9 protein-coding genes are annotated in these 10046 nt (G+C 69.7%); 1 reads left to right on the top strand and 8 read right to left on the bottom strand.

Features of this window, described 5'->3' with window-relative positions; all coding sequences use genetic code 11:
• Positions 1-79: 79 nt before the first annotated feature.
• From NS220_RS02725 to NS220_RS02745, 5 genes are all read right to left on the bottom strand, one after another.
• Positions 80-1246, bottom strand: coding sequence for a thiolase family protein (locus tag NS220_RS02725; RefSeq protein ID WP_058622572.1), 1167 nt, complete (start codon positions 1244-1246; stop codon positions 80-82).
• Between the two features lie 2 nt (positions 1247-1248).
• On the bottom strand, positions 1249-1887 hold the full coding sequence (locus NS220_RS02730; protein WP_058622573.1) for a 3-oxoacid CoA-transferase subunit B: 639 nt from the start codon (positions 1885-1887) through the stop codon (positions 1249-1251).
• Between the two features lie 91 nt (positions 1888-1978).
• Positions 1979-2725 (bottom strand): 3-oxoacid CoA-transferase subunit A, encoded by a 747-nt coding sequence (locus NS220_RS02735; protein WP_058622574.1) that lies wholly within the window; start codon positions 2723-2725, stop codon positions 1979-1981.
• 188 nt (positions 2726-2913) lie between these two features.
• On the bottom strand, positions 2914-3696 hold the full coding sequence (locus tag NS220_RS02740; RefSeq protein ID WP_058622575.1) for an IclR family transcriptional regulator domain-containing protein: 783 nt from the start codon (positions 3694-3696) through the stop codon (positions 2914-2916).
• 173 nt (positions 3697-3869) lie between these two features.
• The gene (locus NS220_RS02745; RefSeq protein WP_081322949.1) at positions 3870-5840 is read right to left on the bottom strand and encodes an LPXTG cell wall anchor domain-containing protein; all 1971 of its coding nucleotides are present in this window, start codon (positions 5838-5840) and stop codon (positions 3870-3872) included.
• A gap of 445 nt (positions 5841-6285) precedes the next feature.
• Between NS220_RS02745 and NS220_RS02750 the strand changes: the two genes are divergently transcribed.
• The gene (locus NS220_RS02750) at positions 6286-7080 is read left to right on the top strand and encodes an HAD-IIB family hydrolase (RefSeq protein ID WP_058622577.1); all 795 of its coding nucleotides are present in this window, start codon (positions 6286-6288) and stop codon (positions 7078-7080) included.
• A gap of 99 nt (positions 7081-7179) precedes the next feature.
• Here the strand turns inward: NS220_RS02750 and NS220_RS02755 are convergent, their stop codons facing one another.
• The 3 genes from NS220_RS02755 to galE form a co-directional block, all read right to left on the bottom strand.
• On the bottom strand, positions 7180-8001 hold the full coding sequence (locus NS220_RS02755; protein WP_058622578.1) for a siderophore-interacting protein: 822 nt from the start codon (positions 7999-8001) through the stop codon (positions 7180-7182).
• Positions 8002-8011: 10 nt separating this feature from the next.
• Entirely contained in the window at positions 8012-8764 is a 753-nt protein-coding gene (locus NS220_RS02760) for a FadR/GntR family transcriptional regulator (protein WP_058622580.1), read from the bottom strand.
• A 63-nt stretch (positions 8765-8827) separates the two neighbouring features.
• Positions 8828-9871 (bottom strand): UDP-glucose 4-epimerase GalE, encoded by a 1044-nt coding sequence (gene galE / locus NS220_RS02765; protein ID WP_058622579.1) that lies wholly within the window; start codon positions 9869-9871, stop codon positions 8828-8830.
• Between the last annotated feature and the right edge of the window lie 175 nt (positions 9872-10046).

Below are 10046 nucleotides of genomic sequence, written 5' to 3' on the forward strand. Positions count from 1 at the left end.
TGAGTGAGGGCCCTTCGCGATTCGCGAAGGGCCCTCACTCATCTCCGGACGAGGTGATACCGCCCGGCCCGGCGCATACTCAGCGCTCGAGCACCACCGCGAGCCCCTGCCCCACGCCGATGCAGATCGCGGTCACGGCGACCCCTCCACCGCGTCGCTTCAGCTCGTGCGCGGCGCGGGCGATGATGCGCCCGCCCGAGGCCCCCAGGGGGTGGCCGATCGCGATGGCGCCGCCGTTCTGGTTGAGCAACTCGGGGTCGAGCTCGGTCCACAACGTCGCGCACGCGAGTGACTGGGAGGCGAAGGCCTCGTTCAGCTCGACGAACGACACGTCGGCCCATGACCGACCGGCCCGCGCGAGCGCGCGGTTCGCCGCCTCGACGGGTGCGACGCCGAACACGTCGGGGTCGTTGCCGAAGGCGGCGCGGCCGGCGATGCGCGCCAAAGGCTCGGCATCCACCGCCCCCTCAGAACCCAGCAGCACCGCCGAAGCACCGTCGTTGATGGGCGAGGAGTTGCCCGCGGTCACGGTGCCGTCCTTGCGGAAAGCCGGCCGCAGGCCCGCGAGCACCTCGGCGGTCGAGTCGTCGCGGATACCCTCGTCGCGAGCGAGCGCGTGACCCTCGACCTGCACGATCTCGTCGGCGAATCGACCGTCGGCCCATGCGGCGGCGGCCAAGCGGTGGCTGCGGGCGGCGAAGGCATCCTGTTCCTCGCGCGAGATGCCGTAGACCTCCGCGAGCTTCTCGGCGCTCTCGCCGTTGGAGATCGTCCAGTCCTTCCGCAACCGCGGGTTGGTCATTCGCCAGCCGATCGAGGTGTTCCACATCGTCTGGTTCGCCGCGGGGAAGGGCCGCGAGCTCTTCTCGACGACGAACGGGGCGCGGGTCATCGACTCGACGCCGCCGGCAAGGATGACGTCGGCGTCGCCGGCCTCGATCGCGCGCGAGCCCTGGATGACGGCATCGAGAGACGAACCGCACAGGCGGTTGATCGTCGTCCCCGGAACCGACGAGGGGAACCCCGCGAGCAGGGCACCGAAGCGTGCGACGTTGCGGTTGTCTTCGCCCGCCTGGTTGGCGTCGCCGAAGATCACGTCTTCGATGCGAGCCGGGTCGATGCCGGTGCGCTCGACGACGGATGCCATGACCGTCGCGGCGAGATCGTCGGGGCGCACGTCGGCGAACGCCTTGCCGTGCCGCGCGAAGGGAGTGCGGACGGCGTCGTAGACGAAAGATGCGGGCATGGTCAGGCCTCCAGCTTCAGGCCGAGCAGGGCCTCGATCTCGGCGTGGGTATTGTCGCCGAACAGCTCGCGGACGCGGAAGCCGTCGGTGGTGACGTCGAAGACGCCGTGATCGGTATAGACGCGCGAGACGCAGCCGACGCCGGTGAGCGGGTAGCTGCAGGCGGCGACCAGCTTGGGCTCGCCGCCCTTCGTGAGCAGGTCGGTCATGACGTAGACGTCCTTCGCGCCGATCGCGAGGTCCATCGCGCCGCCGACCGCGGGGATCGCTCCGGGCTCGCCCGTCGACCAGTTCGCGAGGTCGCCCCCGGCCGACACCTGGAAGGCACCCAGCACGCACACATCGAGGTGGCCACCGCGCATCATCGCGAACGAGTCGGCGTGGTGGAAGTACGCCGCGCCCGCGAGGGCGGTGACCGGCTGCTTCCCGGCATTGATGAGGTCGGGGTCGACCCGGCCGCGCTCGGGAGCCGGGCCCATGCCGAGCATTCCGTTCTCGGTGTGCAGCACGATCTCGAGACCCTCGGGCAGGTAGTCCGCGACGAGGGTGGGAGCACCGATGCCGAGATTCACGACGGCGCCCTCGGGGATATCGGATGCCACGCGGGCGGCGAGCTGCACGCGGGAGATGCGGGTGGTCACTGTTCTGCCTCTTCCTGGGTTCGGCGATCGGTGCGGACGACCGCGCGCGTCGAGGCGCCGGGCGCCGACGAGCGGTCGGGGCGACGGGCACTCACGACGCGGACCCTTCGGGAGCGAGGGGACGACCCTCGATGTCGACGCCGCCGACGAACGCGCCGTCATGAAGCCACGCGCGCTCCCCCACCGCGACGACGCGGTCGACATAGAGACCGGGGGTCACGACCGCCTCGGGGTCGAGGCCGCCGAGCGGAACGATCTCATCGACCTGCACGACGGTGGTGGAGGCTGCCGCGGCCATGATCGGCCCGAAGTTGCGGGCCGTCTCCCGGTAGACGAGGTTTCCCCAGCGGTCGGCGGCGCGCGCGCTGATGAGCGCCGCATCGGCGTGGATGGGGTACTCGAGCACATAGTCGCGTCCGTCGATCCGCCGCGTCTCCTTGCCCTCGGCGAGCTGGGTGCCGAAGCCGGTCGGAGTGAAGAACCCGCCGATGCCGGCACCGGCCGCGCGAATACGCTCCGCCAGGTTCCCCTGCGGCACGAGCTCCAGCTCGACCTTGCCGTCACGATAGAGCCCGTCGAACACCCAGGAGTCGCTCTGCCGCGGGAACGAGCAGATCATCTTGCGCACCTGCCCCGCCGCGAGAAGGGCCGCGAGCCCCGTGTCGCCGTTGCCCGCGTTGTTGTTGACGACGGTGAGGTCGCGCGCGCCGTGCGCGATGAGCGCATCGATGAGCTCGACGGGCTGGCCGGCGCGGCCGAATCCGCCGATCATGACGGTGGCTCCGTCGCGAATGCCGGCGACGGCGGCCGCGACGTCGGGGACGATCTTGTCGATCACACGGACTCCTCGGATGTTCGCTGTGCGAACGCACGTACGTTATGCGAACGACTTTACGCGCACGCCTCGGCGACGACAAGAGGCGGATGCCGGCACACCGCCGTTCCGGCATCCGCCTCGCCGCTTCCCGATGCGCCGCCGGGCGCCCGAATACGGCCGGAGCATCGCCCGGGCGCCACCGGCGCGGATCAGACGAGACGGAGATCCCCGTCGATGTCGGCTGCGGCGGCGAGCAGATCCGACAGGCACTGCGCACGCCACGAGTTCGCGTCGCCCCGCGCGGTCGCCGAGATGTTCACCGCGGCCACCACGGTTCCTTCGCGGTCGTGCAGAGGGGCGGCCAGCGACCGCAACCCCTCCTCGAGCTCCCCGTCGACGAAAGACCACCCCTGCGTGCGCACCGCACCGAGCTCGGCGAGGATCGCCTCGACATCCGTCCGCGTTCGCGACGTGAGGGGTTCGGGGCGCGACGCGGCGATGATCTCGCGCGCGCGGTCTTCGGGGAGCGCCGCGAGGAGCACCCGCCCCATGCTGGTGGCGTAAGCGGGGAACCGCGTGCCGATGGTGATGCCGACGCTCATGATCCGCCGGGTGGGAACGCGCGCGACGTACACGATGTCAGCTCCGTCGAGCACCGCCGACGACACGCTCTCGTCGACCTGGCGCGAGAGGCGTTCCAGGTGAGGCTGCGCGAGGGCGGGGAGGGAAAGCGCGGAGAGGTAGCTGAACCCCAACTCGAGGATGCGAGGCGTGAGCGAGAACGCCCGTCCGTCTGCGCGCACGTACCCGAGCGTCTCGAGAGTACGCAGGAAGCGACGCGCGGCGGCGCGGGTGAGGCCCGCCCGGCGGGCGACGTCGCTGAGCGTCAGCGCGGGGTGCTCGGCGTCGAAAGCGCGGATCACCTCGAGTCCACGGGCGAGGGACTGGACGAAATCTCCTGATCCGCTCTCGCTCTCGACCGCTTCGCTCACCGGCTCACCCTATCGGGGACGGTGGCCGCTTCCCGGTCGCGGCCGCCTGTTTCGCGACGGAGGAACGGCGTCGCGCCGTGGCTCGCGCGCACGAGGCGGTTCGGTGCCGACAACGACAGCGCCCCCGCCGCCACACCCGAGGGTGCGATGACGGGGGCGCTGAGGCGTGTTGCTTAGCGGCTCACGCGGCGGAAGCGACGGTAACCGACCGCTCCGAGGCCACCCAGGAGCAGCGCTGCGGCACCCAGAGCGAGCGGCGCGGGGTCGCTGGCACCGGTCTTAGGCAGCGTGCCCTGCGGACCCGGGGTCGGGCCGGGGGTGCTGGGCGAGGGCGACGGGCTGGGGGCGCCGGCGACCGAGAACGACACCGAGGTGCTGTTCGACTGACCGTTCACCGTCTGCGTGGCGACGACGGTGTAGTCACCGGGAGCCAGCGCGTCCGCGAAGGGAACCGACCACTTGCCGTTCTTGACCTCGGTCGTTCCGACCTCGGCGCCGTTCAGCGTGACGGAGAGCTTCGCACCGGTCTCACCCGAGCCCGACACCTTGGTCGGGATGGCCGAGTCCGAGTAGCTGCTGCCGTCGACGATGCCGTCGATGGTGGGCTGAGCGGGGATCACGACGAAGGACACCGAGGTGGAAGCCGAGGTGATGCCGTCACGCGCCTGCGTGGCGTTGACCTTGTAGGACCCCTCATTGAGATCGGCGTCGACCGACCAGGTGCTGTCGGCTCCGACCTTGGCCGTGGCCTTGACGTCACCGGTCAGGGTGACGGTGGCTCCGACGAGACCGGTGCCCGAGATCTTGCTGACCTCGGAGACGGTGGACGATCCATCGGCGGGCGACGTGATCGCCGGCGCCTGCGGCACGACGTTCACCGACGCGTCGACCGTGGACGACTTGCTGTAGCCGCTCGTGGACTGCAGCGTGAAGTCATAGGCGCCGAGGCGCTCCGGAACGGTGAAGCTCCAGTTGCCCGAGCCGTCGACGTCGATGGTGAACTCGTCACCCTTCGCCGGCGTCACGACGAGCTTGGTGTTGGCCTGAGCGGTACCCGAGATGCTCGAGCCGGTCGTGACCGTGCTGCCGTCCTCGGTGGTGAGCTTCGGGGCATCGACCTGGACCTTGACGGTGTAGCCGTCGGTCTGCGCGAGACCCGAGAGAAGGTCAGCACCCCAGCCGTAGCGGACACCCTGGTAGTCGAAGAGCGCCGACGTCACGCCGACGGCCTTGTCACCCTGCCACATGGGTCCACCCGAGTCACCCTGGATGACGTCGATGGGACCGCCGAAGCCGTGGACCCAGCGGCCCTCGACGTCGAGCCAGCCGTTGACGATTTCGATGTTGCCCTGCGTGTAGCCGGTGGTACGGCCGGACTTCGCGAAGGGGCCGACCTCAGCCTCGCCGACCGACTTGATCGGGAACGTGGATGCCGACAGGTCATCGACGTTCGACCAGTCGGTGACCTCGGGCTTGAGGTCGAGGTCACCGTTGGTGATGTCGATCACCGAGATGTCGACCGAGTCCGCGGCGCCGTCGGCACCCGCGGTGTTGCCGGGGCCGCCGAACTGCGAGAAGCCGAAGTCGCCCAGCGTGTGGGAGAGCTCCACGGGGCCCTGGCCACCGCCACCGGCGGTGTCGGAACGAGGCACGGTGAGGGAGACCTCGCCGATCTCGCCGTCCTGGGTGCAGTGGCCGGCGCTGATGACCGCCGGGGCACCGGAGGGGCTGAAGCCGCTGAAGCCCACCGAGCACGAGTACCCGCTGTTACCCGAAACCCGGCCGAAGTAACCGGCACCGCCGACGACGTCCGTGGACGCCGCCTTCTTGGGAGCGGAGTCGAGCTTCTTCAGAATGACGTTCGCATTGTTGTCGACGAATGCGCGGGGCTCACTCTTCAGGCTCGCTTCATCGGCGGTCGTGTAAACGACGACATTGCCGTTTCCGTCGGCACCGACGATCTTGACCTGGTCATCGCTGCTGAGCAGCGCCTTGGCGGCAGCATCGAACTGCGGCCCCGACGTCGGTGCAGTGGACTCTGCGTCGCCCGCGAACGCTGCGGTCGGGGCGATGAACCCCGTTGCGGCGAGCGCCAACGCGGCGGATGCGCCCGCCCACCCCACACGCTTCATGTTTCGTTTCATCGGCTCATCTCATGTGTTTCTGATGGGAATAACACCGGAGTGCGCGCAAAGAGACCGTGTTCGGGCCCCCACCCACCTCTCAGGTTCCCCGCCACCCTACGACAACCTGGCAATTCTTTATGTACGGGTTTACAAATTACCCTCAGAGATGAGAAGACTTTCATCATTCCGATCGGTCGCTATCTGAGAATGCGCCGGTCGCCCCGGCTCGACCCGATGAATGTCCGATTCGCGGTCTGAGCGACCGTTTCCCGGGCCGCGCCCCGCTCACGGCCGGCGGTCGCCGGCTGATCTCACCCCGTCTCGGCCCTCGTTCACGACGGGGGAACCCGAGACTGCTCGGTAGAATCCGTGTAGCCCGCGACATCCCTCGTGGATACCGATCCCGTGCACCCGCGCAGGGTCCGGCCGGCCTCACCCGTTGACCTCACCCCGCAGGAGCACCGTGTCCGAAACCTCGCCCTCTGACACCTCGCCGCGTCTCGTCGCCTTCGACCTCGACGACACCCTTGCGCCCTCCAAGACCGCGATCTCGCCCCGCATGGGCGACCTCCTCCTCGCGCTCGCAGAGCGCGTCGAGGTCGCGATCATCTCCGGCGGCCAGCTCCAGCAGTTCCGCTCCCAGGTGGTCGAACGGTTGCCGGAGACCGGTTCCGAGCTGCTCGACCACCTTCACCTGATGCCGACGTGCGGCACGCAGTACTACCGCCTCGGAGCCGACGGCATCCGGACCGTGTACGCGCACTCCCTCACCGACGACGAGAAGACGCGTGCTCTCGCCGCGGTGCGCGAAGAGGCCGAGCGTCTGGGCCTGTGGGAGGCGGAACCGTGGGGCGAGATCCTCGAGGACCGCGGCTCGCAGATCACGTTCTCCGCTCTCGGTCAGAGCGCTCCGCTCGACGCGAAGATGGCGTGGGACCCCACCGGGGAGAAGAAGAACGCGCTGCGCGAGGCCGTCGCCGCCCGGATCCCCGATCTCGAGGTCCGCTCGGGCGGCTCGACCTCGGTCGACATCACCCACCGCGGCATCGACAAGGCCTACGGGATGCGCAAACTGGCTGACGCCACCGGCATCCCTCTCGACGACATGCTCTTCGTCGGCGACCGCCTCGACCCCGACGGCAACGACTACCCCGTGCTCGCCATGGGGGTCGAGTGCCACGCCGTCCACGGCTGGGAGGACACGGCCGACTACCTCGACGCCCTGATCCCGACGCTCCCGGTGCGCGCGCAGGCCTGACCCGCACCACCGGAAACGCCGCCTCGTGCGAGACACCACACGACAGTGGCGGTCTCTCACGGGGCGGCGTTCCTCATCTGCAGCCGCGCGGCGACGACTTCAGAGGATCTGCCCGATCGGTTCGCGCTTCTCGGCCTGGAAACGGTCCTCGGTGCGGCCGTACGCCCAGTACCCCGACAGCGAGACCTGCGCGCGCGCGAGTCCCCACTGCCCGAAGATGACGTCGCGCAGAGCCTTCATGGCCTCGCGCTCACCATGCACGAAGACGTGTCCACGCCCGGCCGGCGGCGTCCATCCGGCGACGGCGTCGACGAGCGCGCGGGACGTCCCCGCCCTCGCTGCTCCGCGATACACCCATTCGACACGCACGCCGTCGGGGACGGTGAGCGGCACTTCTTCGCCGCGGTCCTGCACCTCGAGGAAGACCGCGCCCACGGCATCCGCGGGGAGGGCGTCCAGGGCGGCCGCGATCGCGGGGATCGCCGATTCGTCTCCGGCCAGCAGGTGCCAGTCGGCCTCGGCATCGGGGGCGTAACCGCCTCCGGGGGACGACACCACGAGACGCTCCCCCGGCTGGGCGCGCGCCGCCCACGGCCCCGCGAGACCCTCGTCGCCGTGCACGACGAAATCGATCGCGAGCTCGTCACCGTCGACCTCGCGCACGGTGTACGTCCGCGTGACGGGAAGGTCTTCCGGAGCCAGGGTCTCGCGCAGTGCCGCGAGGTCGTAGGGCGGCTCGAGCCTCAGCTCGGGTTTGACGAAGGTGATCTTGACGTACTTGTCGGTGAAGGCGCTCTCTCGGAACGCCGAGAGGTCCGCCCCGCGCGCGCGAACGCGGACGAGGTGGGGAGTCAGACGCTCGGTCGACACGACCTCGAGCACGTGCTGAGGCCGGGGCGGGCGGACAGGTCGGTCTGTCATGGAAGTCCTCTCACGGGCGCGCGGACGCGCCCTCTGCGGATGCGAGGTCTGCGGGGGCGCCAAGCTCCTCGGCGACCTGACGGAAGTACCCGGCGATGTGGCCGCGCACCGCGTCGCGCGCGAGGCCGCCGTCGCCGCGGGTCACCGCGCCGACGATGTGGCGGTGCTCGTCGCGCAGGCGTGCGGCGGTGGCCGGCCAATCGCTCATGCGCGCGGCACCGAGCTGCGTATACGACTCGATCGAGCTGCGAAGCCCCGCCATCATCGCGGCGACCACGGCGTTGCCCGAGGCCTCCGCGAGGGCTTGGTGCAGTCGCGCATCGAGGGCGAGGAACTCCTCGCGGGTGAGAGCGCCGGCATCCATGGCATCCAGGATCCCGTGCACCTCCGAGAGGTCTGCTTCGGGATCGGTCGCCAGCCGCTCCACGACGTCGCCCTCGAGCACCACGCGGGTGCGGACGACGTCGGCGATCGGGAATCCGTTCGCGGCCACCTGCAGGCGCAGGAACGCGGCGAGCCCACCACGCGGGGTGGTCACGATCATCGCGCCGGCGGTGGGACCGGATCCGGTCGCGGTACGCACGACGCCGAGCACCTCGAGGACGCGGATGGCCTCGCGAACGCTCGAGCGACCGACGCCGAGCGTCGATGCGAGCTCTCGCTCCGGCGTCAGGCGATCTCCGGGCGAAAGGCGCCCCTCGCGGAGGTCGGCCTCGATCCGCTCGAGGACGACCTGCCACGCACGCGGTGCCGCATCCGGCATGGCATCCCCCGTCCGTCCGATCCGGCCGATGTGGCCGGACCACATCAGCCTACGCGCGGATCGTCAGGCGCCGGCGGGGGCGGCGTCGGCGCGCGTCGCGTACCCGGCGGGGTTCGTCGTCTGCCAGTTCCAGTAGTCGCGGCAGGCGTCGTCGATGGTGAGACGCGTGCGCCAGCCGAGAACTTCCGCGGCCTTCGTGGGGTCGCAGTAGGTCGCGGCGACGTCACCGGGGCGGCGGTCGAGGATCCGCTTGGGCAGCTCGTGCCCCACCGCCTTCTCGAACGAGGCCACGAGCTCGAGGACGCTCACCGGACGACCCGTGCCGAGGTTGAGCACCTGGTGCCCCGGCTGCGCCTGCTCGAGGGCTGCGACGTGCCCCTCGGCCAGATCGACGACGTGGATGTAGTCGCGCAGCCCCGTGCCGTCGGGGGTGTCGTAGTCGTCACCGAAGACGCCCACCTCGTCGAGCGTGCCGATCGCGACGCGCGAGACGTAGGGCATGAGGTTGTTCGGGATGCCGGCGGGGTCCTCACCGATGAGGCCCGACGGGTGCGCACCCACGGGGTTGAAGTACCGCAGTACCGTGACGTTGAGGTCGGGGTTCACCCGGGCGACGTCGGCGAGGACGACCTCGTTCATGCGCTTGGACTTGCTGTACGCGTTCGAGAGGTCGATGCTCGTCGTCGACTCCTCGGTGAACGGCAGATCGGCGGGGTCGGAGTAGACGGTCCCGGTGCTGGAGAAGACGAAGGAGCGGATGCCGTGGGCCAGGCCCACGCGCAGCAGAGCGAACGTCGTGTCGAGGTTGTTGGAGTAGTACGACAGCGGCTTCTGCGTGGACTCGCCCACGGCCTTGAACGCCGCGAGGTGGATGATCGCGTCGATCGGGCCGTGCTCGTCGAACACCGCGGACACCACGGCGTCGTCGGCGGCGTCGCCGATCACGAGCGGTGCGGGCTTGCCGGTGATCCGCTCCACGCGCTCCGCGGCGACGGCGTGCGTTCCCGACAGATCATCGAGGAGGACGACATCGTGGCCGGCTTCGAGAAGAGCGACGGCCGTGTGAGTTCCGATGTAACCGGCACCGCCGGCCAGGAGTACGCGCATGCCCCCAGGTTATCGGTGCGGGCGGGGGTGGAACGGTCGCTTAAGCACATCTGACGCTGCCGAGGATCTCTAGCGACGTGATGTTGGCGACGCACGAAGCAGACATCGAAGTGTGGGATGACAGTGTAAGAACAAGAACACAACTCTGCAACTGCGACGCATTCTGGCCATGGAA

This window comes from Microbacterium testaceum (genome assembly GCF_001476655.1).
Classification (GTDB): domain Bacteria; phylum Actinomycetota; class Actinomycetes; order Actinomycetales; family Microbacteriaceae; genus Microbacterium; species Microbacterium testaceum_C.

Bases quoted from the DNA above. Each gene is read 5' to 3' on its own strand.
- NS220_RS02725 (WP_058622572.1), bottom strand. From the start codon at position 1,246: ATGCCCGCATCTTTCGTCTACGACGCCGTCCGCACTCCCTTCGCGCGG.
- NS220_RS02745 (WP_081322949.1), bottom strand. From the start codon at position 5,840: ATGAAACGAAACATGAAGCGTGTGGGGTGGGCGGGCGCATCCGCCGCG.
- NS220_RS02755 (WP_058622578.1), bottom strand. From the start codon at position 8,001: ATGACAGACCGACCTGTCCGCCCGCCCCGGCCTCAGCACGTGCTCGAG.
- NS220_RS02760 (WP_058622580.1), bottom strand. From the start codon at position 8,764: ATGCCGGATGCGGCACCGCGTGCGTGGCAGGTCGTCCTCGAGCGGATC.
- galE (WP_058622579.1), bottom strand. From the start codon at position 9,871: ATGCGCGTACTCCTGGCCGGCGGTGCCGGTTACATCGGAACTCACACG.